At 60.6% G+C, this 19,701-nt stretch carries 21 protein-coding genes, 1 pseudogene and 1 riboswitch; of the genes and pseudogenes, 9 read left to right on the top strand and 13 right to left on the bottom strand.

Annotated features, from left to right (window positions below):
* Window positions 1-12: 12 nt before the first annotated feature.
* Window positions 13-1,848: pseudogene (locus KIT08_08955) on the bottom strand (ABC transporter ATP-binding protein).
* 386 nt (window positions 1,849-2,234) lie between these two features.
* Between KIT08_08955 and KIT08_08960 the strand changes: the two are divergent.
* On the top strand, window positions 2,235-2,645 hold the full coding sequence (locus KIT08_08960) for an META domain-containing protein (protein ID UYN89216.1): 411 nt from the start codon (window positions 2,235-2,237) through the stop codon (window positions 2,643-2,645).
* A gap of 63 nt (window positions 2,646-2,708) precedes the next feature.
* On the opposite strand, the gene KIT08_08965 is transcribed toward KIT08_08960, so the two are convergent.
* From KIT08_08965 to KIT08_08995, 7 genes are all read right to left on the bottom strand, one after another.
* On the bottom strand, window positions 2,709-3,290 hold the full coding sequence (locus KIT08_08965; GenBank protein UYN89217.1) for a thermonuclease family protein: 582 nt from the start codon (window positions 3,288-3,290) through the stop codon (window positions 2,709-2,711).
* A 51-nt stretch (window positions 3,291-3,341) separates the two neighbouring features.
* On the bottom strand, window positions 3,342-3,851 hold the full coding sequence (locus KIT08_08970; protein ID UYN89218.1) for a DinB family protein: 510 nt from the start codon (window positions 3,849-3,851) through the stop codon (window positions 3,342-3,344).
* A 119-nt stretch (window positions 3,852-3,970) separates the two neighbouring features.
* Entirely contained in the window at window positions 3,971-5,434 is a 1,464-nt protein-coding gene (gene gcvPB, locus KIT08_08975) for an aminomethyl-transferring glycine dehydrogenase subunit GcvPB (protein UYN89219.1), read from the bottom strand.
* Complete coding sequence (gcvPA, locus tag KIT08_08980; protein ID UYN90804.1) at window positions 5,427-6,734, bottom strand: aminomethyl-transferring glycine dehydrogenase subunit GcvPA; 1,308 nt, start codon at window positions 6,732-6,734, stop codon at window positions 5,427-5,429. The genes gcvPB and gcvPA overlap by 8 nt, the downstream gene beginning before the upstream one ends.
* 35 nt (window positions 6,735-6,769) lie before the next feature.
* Complete coding sequence (gene gcvH / locus KIT08_08985; protein ID UYN89220.1) at window positions 6,770-7,162, bottom strand: glycine cleavage system protein GcvH; 393 nt, start codon at window positions 7,160-7,162, stop codon at window positions 6,770-6,772.
* 179 nt (window positions 7,163-7,341) lie between these two features.
* Window positions 7,342-7,447: riboswitch (glycine riboswitch) on the bottom strand.
* Window positions 7,448-7,568: 121 nt separating this feature from the next.
* On the bottom strand, window positions 7,569-7,949 hold the full coding sequence (locus tag KIT08_08990; GenBank protein UYN89221.1) for a hypothetical protein: 381 nt from the start codon (window positions 7,947-7,949) through the stop codon (window positions 7,569-7,571).
* A gap of 68 nt (window positions 7,950-8,017) precedes the next feature.
* Complete coding sequence (locus tag KIT08_08995) at window positions 8,018-8,335, bottom strand: DUF4870 domain-containing protein (GenBank protein UYN89222.1); 318 nt, start codon at window positions 8,333-8,335, stop codon at window positions 8,018-8,020.
* A gap of 138 nt (window positions 8,336-8,473) precedes the next feature.
* On the opposite strand from KIT08_08995, the gene fmt reads away from it, so the two are divergent.
* The gene (gene fmt / locus KIT08_09000; GenBank protein UYN89223.1) at window positions 8,474-9,403 is read left to right on the top strand and encodes a methionyl-tRNA formyltransferase; all 930 of its coding nucleotides are present in this window, start codon (window positions 8,474-8,476) and stop codon (window positions 9,401-9,403) included.
* Here fmt and KIT08_09005 read toward each other — a convergent pair.
* Window positions 9,400-10,092, bottom strand: a complete 693-nt coding sequence (locus tag KIT08_09005; GenBank protein UYN89224.1) for a hypothetical protein — start codon at window positions 10,090-10,092, stop codon at window positions 9,400-9,402. The two genes, fmt and KIT08_09005, sit on opposite strands and share 4 nt — an antisense overlap.
* Before the next feature lie 177 nt (window positions 10,093-10,269).
* Between KIT08_09005 and KIT08_09010 the strand changes: the two genes are divergently transcribed.
* From KIT08_09010 to KIT08_09025, 4 genes are all read left to right on the top strand, one after another.
* On the top strand, window positions 10,270-10,902 hold the full coding sequence (locus tag KIT08_09010; GenBank protein UYN89225.1) for an aquaporin: 633 nt from the start codon (window positions 10,270-10,272) through the stop codon (window positions 10,900-10,902).
* Between the two features lie 2 nt (window positions 10,903-10,904).
* Entirely contained in the window at window positions 10,905-11,324 is a 420-nt protein-coding gene (locus KIT08_09015) for a hypothetical protein (protein UYN89226.1), read from the top strand.
* 48 nt (window positions 11,325-11,372) lie between these two features.
* On the top strand, window positions 11,373-12,038 hold the full coding sequence (locus KIT08_09020) for a histidine phosphatase family protein (protein UYN89227.1): 666 nt from the start codon (window positions 11,373-11,375) through the stop codon (window positions 12,036-12,038).
* A 132-nt stretch (window positions 12,039-12,170) separates the two neighbouring features.
* Entirely contained in the window at window positions 12,171-13,103 is a 933-nt protein-coding gene (locus KIT08_09025) for an SPFH domain-containing protein (GenBank protein UYN89228.1), read from the top strand.
* Window positions 13,104-13,341: 238 nt separating this feature from the next.
* On the opposite strand, the gene KIT08_09030 is transcribed toward KIT08_09025, so the two are convergent.
* From KIT08_09030 to KIT08_09045, 4 genes are read right to left on the bottom strand one after another with little or no spacing between them, the layout of a single operon-like run.
* The gene (locus KIT08_09030; protein UYN89229.1) at window positions 13,342-14,169 is read right to left on the bottom strand and encodes an ABC transporter permease; all 828 of its coding nucleotides are present in this window, start codon (window positions 14,167-14,169) and stop codon (window positions 13,342-13,344) included.
* Window positions 14,075-14,857: an NAD(P)H-binding protein gene (locus tag KIT08_09035; protein ID UYN89230.1), complete on the bottom strand. Its 783-nt coding sequence runs from the start codon at window positions 14,855-14,857 to the stop codon at window positions 14,075-14,077. Before KIT08_09035 ends, KIT08_09030 begins: the two co-directional genes overlap by 95 nt.
* A gap of 31 nt (window positions 14,858-14,888) precedes the next feature.
* Window positions 14,889-15,683: an ATP-binding cassette domain-containing protein gene (locus tag KIT08_09040; protein UYN89231.1), complete on the bottom strand. Its 795-nt coding sequence runs from the start codon at window positions 15,681-15,683 to the stop codon at window positions 14,889-14,891.
* A gap of 10 nt (window positions 15,684-15,693) precedes the next feature.
* Window positions 15,694-16,161: a winged helix-turn-helix transcriptional regulator gene (locus KIT08_09045; protein UYN89232.1), complete on the bottom strand. Its 468-nt coding sequence runs from the start codon at window positions 16,159-16,161 to the stop codon at window positions 15,694-15,696.
* A 119-nt stretch (window positions 16,162-16,280) separates the two neighbouring features.
* Here KIT08_09045 and KIT08_09050 point away from each other — a divergent pair, with 119 nt between their 5' ends.
* From KIT08_09050 to KIT08_09060, 3 genes are all read left to right on the top strand, one after another.
* Window positions 16,281-16,952 (top strand): class I SAM-dependent methyltransferase, encoded by a 672-nt coding sequence (locus KIT08_09050; GenBank protein UYN89233.1) that lies wholly within the window; start codon window positions 16,281-16,283, stop codon window positions 16,950-16,952.
* 257 nt (window positions 16,953-17,209) lie between these two features.
* Window positions 17,210-19,168: an AMP-binding protein gene (locus KIT08_09055; protein UYN89234.1), complete on the top strand. Its 1,959-nt coding sequence runs from the start codon at window positions 17,210-17,212 to the stop codon at window positions 19,166-19,168.
* Between the two features lie 51 nt (window positions 19,169-19,219).
* On the top strand, window positions 19,220-19,696 hold the full coding sequence (locus KIT08_09060; GenBank protein UYN89235.1) for an SET domain-containing protein-lysine N-methyltransferase: 477 nt from the start codon (window positions 19,220-19,222) through the stop codon (window positions 19,694-19,696).
* The last annotated feature ends 5 nt before the right edge of the window (window positions 19,697-19,701 follow it).

Raw genomic sequence — 19,701 nt, forward strand, 5'->3', positions numbered from 1 at the left:
CTCTCCTGCAGCCTAGGCTGCATCCTCGGGGCGAGTGTCGCCAGCCCCATCGCCTACCAGCTGCGAGTTGTAAATATCGGCATAGATCTCGCTCTCTTCCAGCAGTTGGGCATGTTTGCCGCTGGCGATGATCTTGCCTTTGTCCAGCACCAGGATCTGGTTCGCGTTGATCACCGTACTGATGCGTTGGGCGATCACGAACGAGGTGCGCCCCTGCATCAGCTGGTCCAGCGCGGCCTGGATCTGGCTCTCGGTCTGCAAGTCCACGCTGGAGGTCGAGTCATCCAGGATCAGGATGCGCGGGTTGAGCAGCAAAGCACGCGCAATGGCGATGCGCTGCTTTTGCCCGCCGCTCAGCGTGGTGCCGCGCTCGCCCACTGGCGTGTCGTAACCCTGCGAGAAGGTCATGATGAAGTCATGCGCCGCGGCCGCCTTGGCAGCGGCTTCCACTTCCGCCTGGGTGGCCTCGGGCTTGCCGAAGGCGATGTTGTCGCGAATGTTGCCGCTGAACAACGTAGTCTCCTGCAGCACAATGCCGATCTGACTGCGTAGAGACTCAAGGGTCACATCGCGCAGGTCGTGGCCATCCACAGTGACGCGGCCTTCGGAGGGGTCATAGAAGCGCGGGATCAGATTGATGATGGTGGTCTTGCCGGAGCCTGTGGCGCCCAGCAGGGCCACCGTTTGCCCGGGTTCAGCAGTGAAGCTCACATTATCCAGCACCGGGTCGCCCCCGCCGAAATAGCGGAAGGTGACATCTTCAAAGCGCACCTGGCCTTTGACCGCTGGCAGGGCCGGCGCGCCGGGTTTATCGGTCACGTCTGACTTGGCGTCCAGGATCTCAAAGATGCGCCCGGCCGAAGCCATGGCCTGGCCGAACTGGCTGATGATGAAGCCGAACTGGGCCAATGGAATGAACAGATAGATGAGATACAGGCTGAACTCCTGCCACTCGCCCAGGCTGAGCGTGCCGGCAATGATCTGCTGGCCGCCCGCGTTGAGGGTTGTCGCCTGGCCGAGGTTCGCCACCAGAAAGATGAGCGGGAACAGGAAGGTGAAGATGCGCGCAATGCGGATCTGCTCGTTCATCAGCGTGTTGACCGATTCGTCAAACTTGCGCTGCTCGTTTTGCTCACGCGTGAACGCCTTGACCACTTTGATGCCCGCCAAATTCTCTTGCAGGATGGTGTTGAGCGCGGCCAGGCGCATCTGCAGTTTCATGAACAGCGGCTGGCTGATGCTGCCAAAGATGAAGAACAGCGCCAGCGCCACCGGCAGGATCCATAGGGTTACCAGGGCCAGCTGCACATTGGTGGTGAACAGAATAATCAGCGTGGCGCTCAGCAGCACCACCGCGCTGACCAGCTGCACCAGACCTTGCCCAAGGAACAGGCGCACCTTTTCCACATCGTCCGTAGCACGGATCATCAGTTGGCCGGTTTGGTTGCGGTCATGATACGAGAACGACAGGCGCTGGATCTTGGCGTAAAGCTCGTTGCGCATGTCAAAGGACACACTCTGCGAGTTGCGCTCTGCCCAGTAGGACTGCAAGAACGCGAACAGGCCGCGCAGCACGGCGAACACCACGATGAAAATGCCGGCGCGCACCAGCAGCTCGGGCGCGGCTGTCTGATCCGCGGTGAGTTGCATGACCAGTTGCTCCTGCGTGGTGCTTGGCGCGTAATTCAGGAACTCCAGAATGCGCGGCAAAGCCTGACCCACGAATGCAGCCGGGATGTTTTGCAAACCATCCAGCACCTGGGTGGCGATGACGCCTTGGGTGACGGCATCGATCATGTTGCGGATCAGGCGCGGCACGGCCAGCTGGGCCAGCGTGGCCACGAGCAGGAAGATGTAGGGCAGGGCGGCTTCCCACTTGTAACGGAACAGATAGCGCACGGCGCGTGGAAACACGCCTTTGGGCAGTCGGGGGCGATTGGCCGCGCCAGCCGCACGCTTGGAACGCTCCCGACCCTGGGTTTGGGTTGCTTGCACTGGTTTTCCTTTCTATTGCTACCGGTAAGAGCACAGGGTTTGGATCGCTCCCTTGCTCATCTTCCTTGGAAGACGAATGTGGGGCTTAAATATTGTGTAGAGTGAGATGCTGGATTTGCAGCTCCCACATCGGTCCAACGCCCTGTTTGTAAAAAGCGGATAAGTGTAACGGGGTGTGGGTAAACGTCAAGGAACAATTTGCCCATCCCGGGCGTTACTGGGAGTGACAGGAGGTAACTATGAAAACGATTCTTATTATGGCCATGCTGGGCGCGATCTTGCTGTCTGCATGCGCCGCCACACCCCAATCCCCAGCACTGGGTGGCGGCGCTTGGGTCCTGACCAGCCTGGATGGCAACAGCCAGGTGGGCAGCGCCGCCGGCGGCAACGACATTACCTTGCAATTTGGCGAGGATGGCCGCGCCGGTGGCAGCGGCGGTTGTAACCAATACGGCGCCGGCTACACCGTATCCGGCAATTCCGTCAGTTTTGAACAGCCCGTCTCCACCCTGATGTATTGCGAGCCTGACCAGGTCATGCAGAACGAAGCCGCCTACTTGCAGGCGCTCACCATGGTGGGCGAATGGCAGATCTCTGGCAACACGCTGACCCTGACTGGCAGCGGCCACACGTTGGTCTTCACCCGCTAACCTGAAGGCAAGACAAAAAAGAGGCGCACATTGTGCGCCTCTTTTTTTGAGCTTGGTGTCAGCTTACGGAACGGAGTTGAACAAGCGCTCGCAAGCGGAATTGGGGGCTTCGGGAGAAGCCCATGCATTGCCTTGCTGCAGCAGGCGCAGATTGACAAAGGTCTCGCCCACTATCACATAGCGTAAATAGCGGCCATATTCGTCAGTGTCGCCTTCATCGGCAACCAGCACAACCTGCTGGTTCTCAACCAGGGCGCGGTTGGCTTCGGTAGATTGGGGGCTGTCGCCGTCATCAATGCCGATGTAGCGAACGCCGTAATCGACGCCATCAACCCGCACCACAATGCTGTCGCCGGTGTAGACCTCGACAACCGTGCCTACCGAGCGGTCGGTGCCCAGCGGCACGCAGCTGGCCTCAGCCGGCAGGCCGGGGATGCTTGCTGCCGTCGGCAGCAGCGGACCCTGGTTGCCCGTGTCCACCGGGGCTTCTTCGGCCGGCGCCTGGGTGGCGTCGGCCGGGGCAGGGGCTTGCTGGGTCAGTAGGGCGGCCACGGCGGTTTGCACCGCCGTGTCATCGGTGCTGGGCGCCGGGGCGCAGGCAGCCAGCAGGATAGTTATCAGAGTTAATGCAAGGGCTTTTTTCATAACACCTCTTCTTGAGGCACATAGTATAGCGGCACTAGTTTTAGAGGGAAATTAGTTTTCGGTGGCGTAGGGGGCCTTGCCGTGCTGGTCGCCCACATAAGTCGCTAAGCCGGTATGTCCCAGCATCTGGCGAATGGCCTGACTCTCACCCAGGTGATACCAGTAATGGTGGCGCACGCGTAACAGGTAAGACCCGGTGCTCTCGCGGTAGGGCGTGCCGTCCTCCTGTGTGAAATGCTTGGTGAGCTGTTTGCTGGTAAGCGTATCCAGCCACGCATTGCTGGCGGTGGTGATCGTCTTCCAGGCCTTCCAGGCGTAGGCCAGCGTAGGTGTGCTGGCCGGTGCGCCGTTGGCCTGGTCACGCACCTCGGGCACTGGCATCAAGCCTTGTGCTCGGGTAAGCCAGTACAGCTGTTCCTGCCAGGCCATATGGGCAATGATCCAACTGATGCTGTTCATGCGGCCAAAACGCTTCTGGCCGTCCGCCTCGGAGAGGTTCTTGAGCCCGCGCTGGAACTCTTTGCGGGTAAAACGCAGTTGTTCAACCAGTGGGTGGGCCATGCGAGCAGTATACAAAAAAGAACGCACCATAGGTGCGCTCTTTTTGTTCTTCGTCATTGCGAGGCGCAGGCTTGCATGCGCACGAAGTAATCGAAGATTGCACAATCCCCAGGCTGGGGTTAAGCCTCCCGCGGAATCTCACAACACAACACCAACTGCCGCGCCGCTTTGACCTCGTCCATGCGGCCGTACTTCGTCGTGTGCGGCGCCTGCTGCAGCACCTCGGGCGTGGTGTGGGCTTCCTCAGCGATCTTGAGCATGGCGTCCACAAACGCGTCCAGCACTTCCTTGCTCTCCGTCTCGGTGGGCTCGATCATCAGCGCTTCGCGCACGATCAGCGGGAAGTAGTTGGTGGGCGGGTGAAAGCCAAAGTCCATCAGGCGTTTGGCAATGTCCAGCGCGTGCACATCCGACGCGTCGGCCCAGCGGCCCTCCAGCACCACCTCATGCATGCATACGCGGTCGTAAGGCACTTTGTAGGCGCCCTGCAGCTTGACCCGCAGGTAGTTGCCGTTGAGCACGGCGTGCTCGGCCACCGAGCGCAGGCCTTCGGCGCCTTGCATCAAGATGTAAGTGAAGGCGCGTACATGCATGCCAAACTGGCCGTGGAACGCCTTCAGGCGGCCGATGCTCTTGGGCGGCTGGTGCCAGCCGTAGACCGGGCCAATTTCCTCCGTGCCCTCTTCCTCAATGCCCACGATGGGGCCGGGCAGAAAGTCAGCCAGGTGGGCGGCTACGCCTACCGGGCCGGAGCCAGGCCCGCCGCCGCCGTGTGGCGTAGTGAAGGTCTTGTGCAGGTTGTAGTGCAGCACATCCACGCCCAGATCGCCCGGGCGGGCAATGCCCAGCAAGGCGTTCATGTTGGCGCCGTCGCCGTACACCAGGCCGCCGGCGGCGTGCACCGCCTCGATGGCCTCCTTCACCTGTTCTTCGAACAGGCCCAGGGTGTTGGGATTGGTCAGCATCAGCGCCGCCAGCGTGTCATCGCATTCCGCTTTGAGGGCGGCGAGGTCAATGTTGCCGCGCGCGTCCGATGGGATCTCGACCACGCGGTAGCCGGACATGGCGCTGGTGGCGGGGTTGGTGCCGTGCGCCGAGTCAGGGATCAGCACCTTGTTGCGCTTTGTGTCGCCGCGGCTGGCATGGTAGGCGCGGATCATCAGCACGCCGGCCAGTTCGCCTTGGGCGCCGGCGGCCGGCTGCAGGGATGCGGCGGCAAAGCCGCCGATCTCCTTCAGCCATTCCTGCAGGTGATACATGATGGCCAGGCTGCCCTGCATCATCTCGGCCGGTTGCAGCGGGTGGGCGTGCGCAAAGCCGCCCAGGCGCGCGGTTTCCTCGTTGATGATGGGGTTGTACTTCATCGTGCACGAGCCCAGCGGATAGAAGCCGGTGAGGATGCTGTGATTGAGCTGCGAGAGGCGCGTAAAGTGGCGCAGCGCCTCCAGCTCGCCTAGTTCCGGAAGAGGGAGGTCACCACGTACAAGGCCACTCGGCAAGTCCGCTAAAGGGACATCCGGAACAGGCATCTGCACGCCGGTGCGGCCGGGCGCGCCCAGGTCGTAGATTAATGGCTCAGACATGCGCCACCTCCGCCAGGGTTTGTACAAGGTAGTCGATTTCTTCCTTGCTGTTCAGCTCAGTTACGGCCAGCAGGCTGCAGTCCGCCAGGGCCGGGTAATCGTTGCCCAGGTCGTAGCCGCCGATGATGCCGCGCTCCAGCAGGCGCAGGTTGAGCTCGGCAGCTGGGATGGGGCTCTGCGTCACGAACTCATGGAAGAACGCATCCTTGAACTTGAGGCCAAAGCCCTTGAGCTTGCTGATCTCGGCCGCGGCATAGTGCGCTTTGTGATAGCAGCTCTCGGCCACTTGGCGCAGGCCGCTCTTGCCCAGCAGGCTCATGTAGGTCGTGGCCGCCAGCATCATCAGCCCTTGGTTGGTGCAGATGTTGGAGCTGGCCTTCTCGCGCTTGATGTGCTGCTCGCGGGTGCTCAGCGTCAGTACGAAGCCGCGTTGGCCGCGGCTGTCTACCGTTTCGCCCACCAGGCGGCCGGCGATCTGGCGCACGTATTGGTTGCGGGTGGTGAGGATGCCGAGGTACGGCCCGCCGAACGAGAGCGGGATACCCAGCGGCTGGCCCTCGCCGGTGACGATGTCCGCGCCCATCTCGCCGGGCGGTTTAAGCAGCCCGAGCGCGGTGGGGTTCACGGAGACCGCCAGTAGGGCGCCCTTGGCGTGAGCGGCCTCGGCCAGCTTGGTGTAATCGTATACCCGGCCAAAGAAATCGGGATAGGCCACGCACACCAGCCCGGTCTGCTCATCGATCATGTCGATGAGCGCGTCGGGGCCGGCGCTCAGGTCCAGGTCTTCTCCCACGAACTGCAGGTCGCCGCCGTCCTCGTAGGTGTGCACTACGGCGCGGTACTGCGGGTGGATGCCGGGCGAGAGGATGATCTTGTTGCGCGCCCCGCGGTGGATGGCGCGGCTCATGTTGACCGCTTCGGCCAGCGCGGTAGCCCCATCGTAGTGCGAGGCGTTACTGACTTCCATGCCGGTCAGCGCAACGATCAGGCTCTGATATTCGAAGATGGCCTGCAGCGTGCCCTGCGAGATCTCCGGCTGGTACGGCGTGTAGGCCGTGTAGTACTCGCCGCGGCGCAAGATGCTGTCGACGCCGGCGGGGATGTAGTGATGGTACGCGCCCGCGCCCAGGAAGCTCACCAGGTCATCCGCGCTCTCATTGGCATCCGCGATGCCTTTGAGCTCGCCCAGCGCTTCCATCTCAGTGAGCGGGGCGGGCAGGTTGAGTTTCGGGAAACGGAACTTTTGCGGAACCGCGGCGAAGAGATCGGCAATGCTCTTGACGCCGATCGCCTCCAGCATTTGCTGGCGGTCGCTGTCCGTGTGCGGGACGAAGGTCACGCCGAACGCTCCTTGCAGTAGGCTTCATAGGCCGCCGCATCCAGCAACGCATCAAGCTGGGCCGGGTTGGTCAGCTTGATCTTGGCCAGCCAGGCTTCGCCATACGGGTCGCTGTTGATCGCCTCGGGCTTTTGCGCCAGGCCGCTGTTGACCTCGATCACTTCGCCGTCCACCGGCATGTAGATGTCTGCCGCGGCCTTCACGGACTCCACGCTGGCAAACGTGGCGCCCTGCGCCACGTTTGCGCCGGGCGCCGCGCTGAAGTCAACGTACACAATATCAGAAAGCTGGTCCTGGGCGTAATCGCTGATGCCCACAACGGCGCTGTCGCCCTCCACGCGGACCCATTCGTCGTTCTTGGTGTACTTCACATCGCTCGGATATTTCATCGTTATCTCCTCGTGACACTCGTATTAACGAAAAGGCGCACACGAAATAAACGTGTGCGCCTCTGTTGGGGACCTGAGAGTTTCATCGCGGCATGGGTTTCGCCGCAACTTGCACCGTCGGTTTCAGGTATCTGCACCGGCTTTAGCCGGTGTTGGTAGCCTGAATTTCCAGAGGAGTATGCGAGCGCAGGGTCCTTTTTACCTGAGAGTTTCTTGTGCCGTGGTGTGCGACACAATTGCACCTTCGGTCCCTTCACTAAAGAAGGCGTCTTCCCGGTACTCGTTTTTTGATGATTCTAAAAGGGGCGGGGCAGTCCGTCAAGCGGTGCAGGGCAGGTTTTGACCTGCATGTCGTGTGGGACCAAGCATGCTTCGCCCCTAGTTCCAGAATGACAGACCGGGCTAACTAGCCGTTCAGCGCCTCAAAGTAGGCTTCCACCTCAGGGTCGGTGTACATCGTCAGCGACAGAATGCCGATGACGCCCGAGACCACGTTCAGGTAGAGGAAGGTAATGATCTGGGCGATGGCGATCGCCTTGGAGGGTTTGACCGGCTGGGGCGGGTTGGCCATCAGCTTCACGCCGTACAGCACCTCGAACACGCCCAGCACCGCGGGCGCAATCGTAAGCGGTAGGCACACCACGCCGAGGAACAGCGTGCCGAGCACGATACTGATGGTGAGGCCGCCGCCCACCAGAATGTTGATGGCGCCGCTGACCAGGTTCATTACGCCAATCGCGTTGACGTTGCTGGGTTTCTCAGGGAGAGCTTTCTTTTTGCTTGGCATACCTTGCATTCTAACAAAAACGCCCGTGCAATTCTGCACGGGCGTTTTTTCTTATACAGCTTGCGGGGTTAGGCCCAGCCCTGGTTCTTCACGAAATCAGTGATGACCGGGATAACCACATCCTTGCCATTGTATGCCTGGATACCCCAGTAAATGGCAACTACCCACATAACCAGGCCAGGCAGGCCGCACATGATGGAGCCAAGGCCATATCCGAGCACAATGCTCAGCACGCCCCATACCAGCGCCTGCGCGTTGTGCTGCTTGATGAATGGACGGTTCTTCTTGTCCTCCATCAGCAACAGGATGATGGGCACCAGTGGGCTAAATACATAGGCCAGTAAAGCCAACAGCTTGTCGTTATCCGTTACAGTACCTTGAGCCATGTGAAATCTCCTTTAGATGATTGCAAATCTAGGATGCATTGTAGTGCTGTCCAGCGAGCAACACAAGAGCCATAACGTACTAGTTGTCAATTAGTTACTAAAAGCACGCATGCGCCTGCATGCTAAAATGCCACCGAGATGCAAAACCCCCCGCTCCGCATCGTATTCATGGGCTCGCCGGAGTTTGCCCTGCCCAGCTTGCAAGCCCTGGCGGCCTGGCCCACTGCCCAACTGGTCGGCGTCGTGACCCAGCCTGATCGTCCGGCCGGCCGCGGCCGCCAGCTGACCCCGCCGCCGGTCAAGACCCTGGCCCAGAAGCTCAATATCCCCGTCATCCAACCCGAACGCCTGCGCGAAAAGGCCGCCATGCAGCAGTTGCAGGCCTGGGCGCCTGATCTCATTGTGGTGGCTGCCTATGGCCAGATCCTGCGCCCGGCTGTGCTGGATCTGCCGCCGCACGGCTGCGTCAACGTGCACGCCTCGCTCCTGCCGCGCTGGCGTGGCGCTTCACCCATCGTGGCCGCCATCCTGCATGGTGACGCCGAAGCCGGCGTCACCATCATGCGCATGGACCCAGGCATGGATACCGGCCCCATGCTCAGCCGGCGCAGCATCCCCATCCAGCCGGATGACACCGCCGCCAGCCTGAGCGACAAGCTCAGTGTGCTGGGCGCCGACCTGCTGGTGGAAACGCTGCCAGGCTACCTTGATGGCAGCCTGCAGCCCAAGCCCCAGCCAGAAGAGGGCGTGACCCTGGCCCCTCTGCTGGAGAAGAGCGCCGGCCTGCTTGATTTCAATGAACCAGCCGCGTTGCTTGCACGCAAGGTGCGCGCCTACAACCCCTGGCCTGTCGCCAGCCTGCCCTGGAAGGGCGGCCCGTTGCGCGTGTTGCGCGCGGAAGCTGCATCGGGCAACGGCGCGGCTGGCCGCCGTATGATTGTGAATGGCCTGCCTGCAATCGTGACCTCGCAGGGGACGTTGGTGTTAGAGCAAGTGCAGCCCGCCGGCAAAAGGCCCATGACCGGGCGGGAATTTCTGCAAGGCGCACGCGATTGGGCTTCTGCCTAGCGGTTCACCATCATCAGAAAGTAGTTGATGCGTTGCATCAACCCTTGTGCAACATCTTCAAATGCCTTTAGTTGATTTGCTTTGGTTCCCTGCACTGCACTGGGGTCGGGGAAACTCCAGTGTATCTGTTCCGGCGCTCCCGGAAAGATCGGGCAACTGTCTTTTGCGCGGTCGCATACTGTGATTACGTAATCAAAGTGCTCGCCTAAAAAGCCATTCATGGATTTGGATTGCTGGCTGCGGATGTCGATACCCAGCCCATCCATCGCTTCAATCGCCAACGGGTGCACGTCTGAGGGTTCTGTCCCCGCGCTGAACACCTCAATATGGCTGCCGCCCTTCGCGCGCAACAGGCCTTCGGCCATTTGCGAGCGGGCGCTGTTGTGCGTACATAGGAACAAGACGCGCAGTCCCTCGTTGCGCTCGGCGGCAGCATCCTCCGGGTTGGGCGTCAGGGCCGGGTGCAGGCTTCCGCCGCTGGAGAAGAACAGGCGCTGCAGGGTTGCCATGTTGAGGCTGTAATACGTCTCGCGGCCGTCCGCAATGCTGGCCGTTTCCTTTACCAGCTTGGCCTTCTTGAGTTTGCCCAAGTGGTACGACACAAGGTTTTGTTTTCCGTGCACCCGTTGCTGCAATTCGTTGACGCTGAAATCGCCTCGCACCAGCGCAGAGACGAGCTTCCATCGCATGTCATTTCCCAGCAGGCTAAACAATTGTGGGGCATATGTGGCGGCTCGCATATATCAATCCTTTTTGTATCAAAATGTATTGATATAATATCACAAGCTTGAAATTTATTCAACTGGCTCAGGCAGACTAGAATAAGTTCCTGAAAGCAACAACGAACTGAGTACAAAGGAGAGAGTATGAAAACAAGAGTTTGGCTCGCTGAATTCATTGGCACCGCTGCACTTATCTTTGTCGGCGCCGGCGCGGGTGCGCTTGGTATTGGCGGCCTGGTGGGCGTGGCCTTGGCGCACGGTCTCGTGCTGGTGGGCCTCGCCTACACCTATGGCAGTGTATCGGGTACGCACATCAACCCGGCCGTCACCCTGGCCGTCACCCTGGCTGGCAAGCTCAAGTGGGCGCAGGCCGTCCGCTACTGGCTGGCCCAGATGCTGGGCGGCGCGCTGGGCGCCGGCCTGCTGTACGTCGCCCTCGGCGGCGCCAGCAGCGGCCTGGGCGCCACGCTGCCGGCCGGCGGCGTGACCGTCGTGCAGGCCCTCGTGGTGGAAGCGGTGCTGACCTTCCTGCTCGCCAGTGTCGTGCTGCGCACGGCAGTGCAGAAGGACGGCACTCCGTTCGCCGGCGTCGCCATCGGTCTCACGCTGGCCGCGCTCATTCTGATGGGCGGGCCGCTAACAGGCGCCTCGCTCAACCCGGCCCGCAGCTTTGGTCCGGCGCTGTTCACCGGTAACCTGGCTTCGCTATGGATCTATATCGTTGGCCCGTTTGCAGGCGCAGCGCTGGCCGCTTGGTCGCAGCGCTTTCTCAAGTAGTAATGGCTGGGTACTCAGGCACACCGCTGATCAAAAAGCTTGGCCTGAAAGCCGGGCAGCGCGCGTGTATCATTGGCGCGCCGCCAGGCTTTCTTGCATCATTGGGTCAACTGCCCGCGGATATCACGATTGGTGCCCGCTTGGGCAAGCCGCAGAGTCTGGATTTTGTTCACTTTTTTGCCTTGCATTTCAGCCAACTCCAGATAAAATTTGCCGAATTAAAAGTGGCTTTACGCTTTGACGGCAGCTTGTGGATTTCCTGGCCTAAAAAGGCATCCCAGGTTAAAAGCGATCTTGATGAGAACCTCGTGCGCCAGATTGGCCTCGATAATGGGTTGGTGGATGTCAAGGTGATCGCTGTGGATGAAACCTGGTCCGCATTGAAGTTCGTCTATCGCTTAATGGATCGCCCCAAACGATAACCGAGCGAAACTAAGAAGCGAAACCGCTACGCAAATAGAGGTTGCGCTATGTATGAATTTATTTTGTTGCGGCATGCCGAATCGCAGGGCAATCTAGACAAGAAGCACCAGGGTCAGGCCGAGTTTCCGCTGACTGAACTCGGCCGCCAGCAGGCCGCCGCGCTCGGCGAGCGCTGGCGTTCCGAGAACGTGCAGTTCACGCGTATCTTCTCCAGCCCTTTGCAGCGCGCCCGCCAGACCGCCGAGATCGTGAACGAAGCGCTGGGCGCGCCCCTGGAGCTTGAGCCCATGCTGGCCGAGCGCCACCTGGGCGAGCTGACCGGCCTCACCCACGACATTGCCAGCCAGCAAGTGCCGCCGCCGCCCTTCCTCACTCCATATGAACCATACGGCAACACGGGCGAGGGGCAATGGCAGCTCTTTCTGCGGGCCGGCCAGATGCTGCACCATCTACTCAGCCAGCCGCGCGGCAAGTACCTGGTGGTTTCGCATCGCGGCTTCCTGGGCATGCTCATGTATGCCATTCTGGGCATCAACCCGCACGCCAATTTCCAGGGCCCGCGCTTCCATTTCCAGAATACTGGTTTTGCCCGTCTGACCTACGATACCCATAATCACCAGTGGCGGCTCTTCGCCTTCAATGATCTAGGCCACCTTGGGGAGCTGCCGGTTAGTTCACTGCTGGTACCGGTGCCAGCTCACAACAGCAAGTAGCAAAAATGCGGCGCAAGCCGCATTTTTATTTTCGTTCTTACACAATTTATATGAATAATGCATTACCCTATACTAATCAGCAGCCTTGCTGAGTCGCAGCGGCGCCTCCGCTGACTATACCAGGAGGACCCAATGGATTTCTTTTCCACAATTGGCACGTACGCATTCTGGCTCGTCGTACTGCTGATCCTTGTTCCCAGCACCATCTTCACGGTGCAGCAGCAAACCGCCGTCATTGTGCAGCGCTTCGGTAAGTTTACGCGTATCTACCGGGCCGGTCTTAACTTCAAGATCCCGCTGATCGAGCAGATCGCCGGCCGCGTGAACCTGCGTCTTCAACAGCTGGATGTAGAGATCGAAACCAAGACCAAGGACAACGTCTTCGTACGCATGACGGTTTCCGTCCAGTACCTGATCCGCGAGGATAAGGTTTTTGACGCCTTCTACCGTCTGCAGGATCCGCACACCCAGATCCGCTCCTTTGTCTTTGACGTGGTGCGCGCCAATGTGCCCAAGATGCCCCTCGATGAGGTCTTCGAAAATAAAGAAGACATCGCCACTGCCGTGCGCACCGAACTGTCGGACGCCATGGAAGACTTTGGCTACGACATTCGCCAGACCCTGATCACCGATATCGACCCGGATGCCAAGGTGAAGCAGGCCATGAACGAGATCAACACCCAGGAGCGCCTGCGCCTGGCCGCCGCCCAAAAGGCTGAGGCCGAATACATCCTGACGGTCAAAGCAGCTGAAGGTGAAGCCGAAAGCAAGCGTCTGCAGGGTGTGGGTATCGCTAACCAGCGTAAGGAGATCGCTCAAGGTCTGAGCAGCGCCGTTGGCGACTTCCAGAAGGAGATTCCCAGCGTCTCGCCGCAGACGGTAATGGACCTGCTGATGGTTACCCAGCACTTCGACATGCTCAAGGACATCGGCGCTCACGCGGGCAGCAAGGTGGTGCTGATCCCCTATAGCCCCAACGCCGTTGGCGACCTGACCGACCAGATGCGCAACGCGATCTACGTCGGCAACGAGATGACCGGGGACGAAGGCCCTCAGGGCAAGTAGTTCCGCGATCTGTAATCAAAGAGCCGTCCAATTGGGCGGCTCTTTTTGTTTGTCATTCCGACAAACCAGAATGACAGCCTATCTTCACTAAAAGTCATTCCGAGGCGGGATTCCTCGCTTCGCTCGGGTTTCAAGTCATGTTGTCATTCCGAACGAGGCCACAAGGCCGAGGAGGAATCCGTTAAGGGTAAGGTTCCCAGCTAGCCATTCTGTGGCAACTCCCTTACAAGTAACACCCTCAATTCACAAAACTCGGATACGCACGCCCTGCCCACCACACAAACAGCGCGGCTACCAGGATCAGTACTGCAAAATCGGTTCCCAGGCCAAAATGGCTTTGGCCGCCATCCAGCATGAATGTGCGCAAAGCATCCACCACATACGTTAGCGGGTTGAAGCGCGAGATCGCCTGCAACCAGCCCGGCATGATCTCGATCGGGTAGATCGCATTACTGGCAAAGAACAGCGGCATGGTCATGAATTGGCCAATGCCCATGAAACGCTCGCGCGTCTTCACCTTGATCGCTACCAGCAGTGAGAAGGTCGAGAACAGCACCGCGCCCATCAGCACCGTGAACAGCGTGCCCAGCAGAGCGAAGATGTTGAAATCCAGCTTGACGCCCATGATGTACGCCAGCGGATAAATAATGAAGGTTTGCGAAATACCGCGCACCCCGGCCGAGAGCCCCTTGCCCAGCACCAGCGAAGCACGCGGCGCCGGCCCTGCCAGGAACTTGTGAATGATGCCCAGGTCGCGCTCCCAGATGATCGAGATACCGTAGAAGATCGAGATGAACAGCATGCTCTGCGCCAGGATGCCCGGCGCCATGAACTCGATATAGCCAAACTCACCGGTGGGGATGGCGCGCACGCCAGCCAGCACCTGGCCGAAGATAAGAATCCATAGCACCGGCTGAGCAGCCCGCGTCAGCAGGTCCAGCGGCTCGTGGCGTAGTTTGCGCATCTCCATTTCAGCGATGTTGAGCGTCTTGCGGATGAAAAAAGCTACCGCAGTGAAAGGCCGTAGCCAGGCGGCCGGGGGAGTGACAATGTCTGTGTGGGTCATTCGGTCTCCATACGAAAGGCAGGGTTCCAGCCCAGTTCGGCGATAGCTTAGCGCTGGATACTGTGCCGTCTTGCTCTGCAATGTTGTAGATGCCGGCGGCGCCGTGGGTGAGCGCTCGCCTGGCTGCGTCTGCGGCGGCGTGCACATGCACCGCGCCGCCCGCCGGTGCCTGGTCTGCTCCGCTGCCCGCGCCGTAGAATTTGCCGTAGCGCAGCACCAAGCTCTCAAACGGGCCGCCCAGTACTTGCTGCTCTAGGCTGGCCACGGCCCGGGCCGTCTGGCCGCGCTGGGCGTCGTCTACCGCTAGCGCGGCATCTTCCTTGTAAGGTCGCGGGCCGGGTGCGTAAGCGAAAGCGATGCTTTGCGCCACCATGCGCCGGGCGCCTGCAGCGGCGGCCGCCGCCACCAGGCTGCGAGTCCCCTCTTCGCGCAGGCGCGCATTTTGCGCTAGCACGGTGCTGATTTGCTGCGGGTCAGTGAGGCCGCTCAGGTCAGTGAGTTGGTGCACAACTATTTCAGGCGCCGCGTGCAGCATATGCTCCCGCAACGCGGCCTCGTCGTATACATCCACGATCACTGGCAGCACGCCCAAGCCCTTCAGCAGCTCGGCTTTATGGGCTGACCGCGTGGTTCCGCTCACTTGCCAGCCCTCACTGACCAGCAGGCGGCACAGGCTGCGGCCCACCACGCCGCTGGCTCCCGCTATGAAAACACGACCCTTAGCGGACTCGGTTGGCATTGATGCGCGTGCGTGATGTTTCGAGATAGGAGCCGGGCGCCTCCAAAGCCGCTCCGGCGTAATGGCTGAATACATCGTTCAGGTTCGCGCCGCCGTTCACCGAAGCCTTGAGCTCCTCCGGCGAGCCGATCGCAGCCAGCTGCCCCTGATGCATGATGGCGATGCGCTGGCACAGGCCGTCCGCCTCGTCCATGTAATGAGTGGTCAGCAGGATCGTGGTGTTGAACTCATCCCTCAGGCGTTTGATGTGCTCCCACACCGAAGCACGCGCGATCGGGTCCAGGCCCACCGTAGGCTCATCCAGGAACAGGACCCGCGGCCGGTGAATGACCGACTGGGCGATCTCCAGCTTGCGGATCATCCCGCCGGAGTAGGTCTTGACCATGCGCCCGGCCGCCTCTTGCAGGCCCATCATCTCCAGCAGGCGCTGGATGCGCTCTTCGCGCACATTCGTGGGCAGGTCAAAGATCTTGGCGAAGATGAGCAGGTTCTCGTAGCCGGTCATGTTGCCGTCAGCTGAGAGCAGCTGCGGCACATAGCCGGTCGAGCGGCGCACCAGGGCCGATTGGGTCACGATGTCGTAGCCCGCCACGCTGGCGCTGCCGCCGCTGGGCGGCAGCAGCGTAGTGAGCATCTTGATCATCGTGGTTTTGCCGGCGCCGTTCGGCCCCAGCAGGCCAAAGATCTCGCCTTCTTGCAGGGCTAACGAGACGCCGTTCACGGCCATAAAGGCGCCGAACTGGCGCGTAAGCTGGTGAGTTTCAATCACATTCATGGGTTGCGTACTACTCCTTCTTTGATTCCGAGAGCTGCCCGGAGGGTAGGCTGCCGAACGCGTCCTTCAGGATCTGCATGGCGCTGATCACGGCGTCCTGCTCTTTCTGGCTCAGGTGGGCCAGTTGCTCTGCCAAAAATTCACGCGTATGCTCGCGCACGGTGTGGATGCTCTTCTGCCCCTTGGGCAGCACGCTCAATTGCACACGCCGGCGGTCGCCGGCATGTGCTTCACGCTTGGCCAGCCCGCGCTGCACCAGGCTCTCCACCAGTTTTGAAGCCGCGGGGGCCTCCACGCCTACGAACTCGGCCAGTTCGGTCAGCCCGCAACCGGCGTTGCGGTTGATATAGGCCAGGGCGCGGAACTCCGGCAGGGTCAGATCGGGGTCACGCCGGGCGCGGAAATTGCGCCGGATGATGCGCATCACCATCGGGATGGTTTCAAGTACTTCGCTGGGGGCGGTCTTCTTCTCGGGCATTAGTTGCTTTTGGAAACTATTTGATAGGGAATATATCTTGTATCGGCCGGCGAGTCAAGCCGTTGGTGATTCTCAGCCCGCACACGGTTCACCCTCCAATCTCTACTAAAATATCCCTCATGTCCGATGAGCTTTTTGCCCAACAGTTGGCCTACTACAACGCCCGCGCCCAGGAGTACGACGAATCAGTGCAGCAAACCGGGCGCTACACCGGCCCCGGCATCCCCGAAGTGGACACCGAATGGCAGTACATTGCCCGCCGCCTGCATGAAGTGCCGCAGGTGCATCACACCCTGGAGCTGGCCTGCGGCACGGGCTTGTGGACGCAGGAGCTGCTCGACATCTCGGAGCACATCACTGCCGTAGACGGCGCGCCGGAGATGCTGGCCACCAACAAGGCCAAGCTCAAGAACCCGCGTGTGCGCTACCAGCAAGCCGACCTGTTCGCTTGGCAACCTGTGGGCGTTTATGATCTTGTATTCTTCGCGTTCTGGATTTCGCACGTGCCGCCAGAGCGGCTTGCCGCCTTCATCCAGCAGGCCGCCGCGGCCGTGAAGCCCGGCGGGCGAATCTTCATCGCCGATGAACCGGGCGGCGGCAGGCAGCTCTCTGGCCCGGTTGAAAATGAGATGGAACAAACCCGCACCCTGCACAACGGACATACCTATCGCATCGTCAAGGTCTATCACGCGCCCGAAGGTCTGCAGACGCAACTGCAAGCTCTGGGCTTCACTGATGTCGATTTGTGGGTGGGCGACTATTTCTTCTGGCTGACAGCGGTCAAGCAATAGCAGCTTGGGCCATTATTGAGGCGTAACCATAAGTATAGAAAATCAGCATAGAGTATCAACTTTCAACGAGGGGCATAGCGGAGCCGATCTCGAATGCAATCCCCGATGTCCGTTTGCGGAGGGGGTTTGGGGGCACCAACTTTGGTGCCCCCAGCGGGGTCAGGGGCAGAGCCCCTGAAAGAAGAAAAAAGAAATAGCTGAACTGGGTAATGTACTCCTTTCACATCCCCATCACCTTCGCCCATTACAATTAACCCATGCCAGAAGACTTCGCCTCAGGCCCCATTGTCTGGCGGCCCAGCGCAGACTATATAGACAATGCCCGCCTGACCGCGTTCATGCGCGCCCACAACATCGCCAGCTTTGATGAGCTCATGCAGCGCTCCACTGCCGATGTGGCCTGGTTCACCGATGCAGTCTTCAAATTCCTCCACATTCAGCTCTACAAGCCCTATAGCAACGTCGTAGACCTTAGCAAGGGCATCGCCTGGCCGCAGTGGTGTATCGACGGCCAGATGAACATCGTCCATAACTGCCTCGATAAGTACATTGATACGCCGCATGCCAGCCAACCCGCCCTGGTCTGGGAGGGCGAAGACGGCGCGTCACGCACGCTCAGCTACGCTGAACTGAACGCCCAGGTCTGCCAGGCCGCCAATGCCCTGCGTTCGCTGGGCATTGGCAAAGGCGATGCCGTCGGCATCTTCATGCCCATGGTGCCCGAGATCGCCGTGGCCTTGCTGGCCATTGCCAAAGTGGGCGGCATCATCCTGCCGCTCTTCTCCGGCTACGGCGTCGACGCGGTGGTCAGCCGCCTGGCGGACGGCGGCGCCAAGGCGCTCTTCACCGCCGATGGCTTCCCGCGCCGCGGCAAACCGGTCGAGATGAAATCCACAGCCGATGCGGCCGCCGCTCAGTTGCCCGATCTGCAGCACATCATCGTGCTCGATCATGCCAAGCTGCCCGTGCCGTTCCAACAGGGGCGTGACCATTGGTGGCATGAACTGGTCAGTACCCAGGCCGCCCAGTCGCCCACCGAGATCACCAGTGCGGAAGACCCGCTGATGATCATCTACACCTCCGGTACCACCGGGCGACCCAAGGGCGCCGTGCATACCCATTGCGGCTTTCCGGTCAAGGCCGCCCAGGATATGGCCTTCGGCACCGATGTACGCCCGGGCCACCTCATCTACTGGATGACCGATATGGGCTGGATGATGGGTCCCTGGCTGGTCTTTGGCAGCCTGTTGTTGGGTGCAACCTTCTTTCTATACGATGGCGCGCCTGACTTCCCGCAGCCTGACCGCACCTGGGCCCAGGTGGCCCGCCACCACATCACCACCCTGGGCGTTTCGCCCACCCTGGTGCGCACGCTCATGCCCCTCGGCGACCAGCTGCCCAAAGCGCACGATCTTGCCAGCCTGCGCTTCTTCGCTTCCACGGGCGAGCCGTGGAACCCTGACCCATGGCTGTGGCTTTTCAACGTAGTGGGCGAGGGCAAGCGGCCCATCATCAATTATTCCGGCGGCACCGAGATCTCCGGCGGCATCGTGATGGGCAATCCCATCCTGCCCCTCAAAGCCACCGCCTTTGCCGGCCCGTGCCCGGGCATCGCCGCAGATGTCTACGACGAACATGGCAACTCGGTCACCGGCCAGGTGGGCGAGCTGGTCATCAAAGCGCCGTGGATCGGCATGACCCGCGGCTTCTGGCAAGACCCGCAGCGTTATGAAGAAACCTATTGGTCACGCTGGCCCGGCGTATGGGTGCATGGCGACTGGGCCGCTCGCGATGAAGACGGCCAGTGGTACATCCTCGGCCGCTCGGATGACACGATCAAGATCGCCGGCAAGCGCCTCGGCCCGGCCGAGGTCGAGTCGGTGTTGGTGGCGCACGCCGCCGTCGTCGAAGCCGCCGCCATCGCCGTGCCGGATGAGCTCAAGGGCAGCGCCCTGGTCGTCTTCTGCGTGCTGGCGCCGCAGGCGGCCGCCGGCGATGACGCCCTCGCCACCGAGCTGCGCTCGCTGCTGGCCGCCGCCCTCGGCAAGCCGCTGGCGCCCAAGGCCGTCCACTTCGTGCCCGACCTGCCCAAGACCCGCAACGCCAAGGTGATGCGCCGTATGGTGCGTGCCGCCTACCTTGGCTTGGATGCCGGCGACACGTCTTCCCTGGTTAATCCAGACGCGGTGGAGCATATTCGCAAGGTACAGCGTTAAATTTAGTGGTTAAATTCCATCGCAAATTCAATAGAAAGCATCGTGGTGAACATGACCAATCAGTATATGGAAGTGCGCAAGTCGCCCATCCACCGCTATGGCGGTTTTGCGCTGAAGAAGATCCGCAAAGGCACGCGCATCATTGAGTATCAGGGCGAACGTATCAGCCCCAAAGAAGCCGATGAGCGTTACGCCAACGCCGGCCCCAAGAGCATTGTGGTGCTCTTCAACGTGGACAAAAAGACCACCATTGACGCCGGCGTCAATGGCAACGATGCCCGCTTCATCAACCACTCCTGCGATCCTAACTGCGAGGCGGTGGATGACAAGGGCCGCATCTATATCGAAGCCACCCGCACCATTCAGAAGGGCGAGGAGTTCTTCTACGATTACAACCTGACCCGCAGCAAGGATGATGCCCCGGATGTGGACAAGCTCTACCTGTGCCGCTGCGGCGCAGACAACTGCCGCGGTAGCATGCTGGAGCCGCGCAAGACCAAGCCGAAAGCAACCAAGCGCAAGAAATAACAGGA

This window comes from Anaerolineales bacterium, from assembly GCA_025808555.1.
GTDB lineage: Bacteria > Chloroflexota > Anaerolineae > Anaerolineales > UBA11579 > JAMCZK01.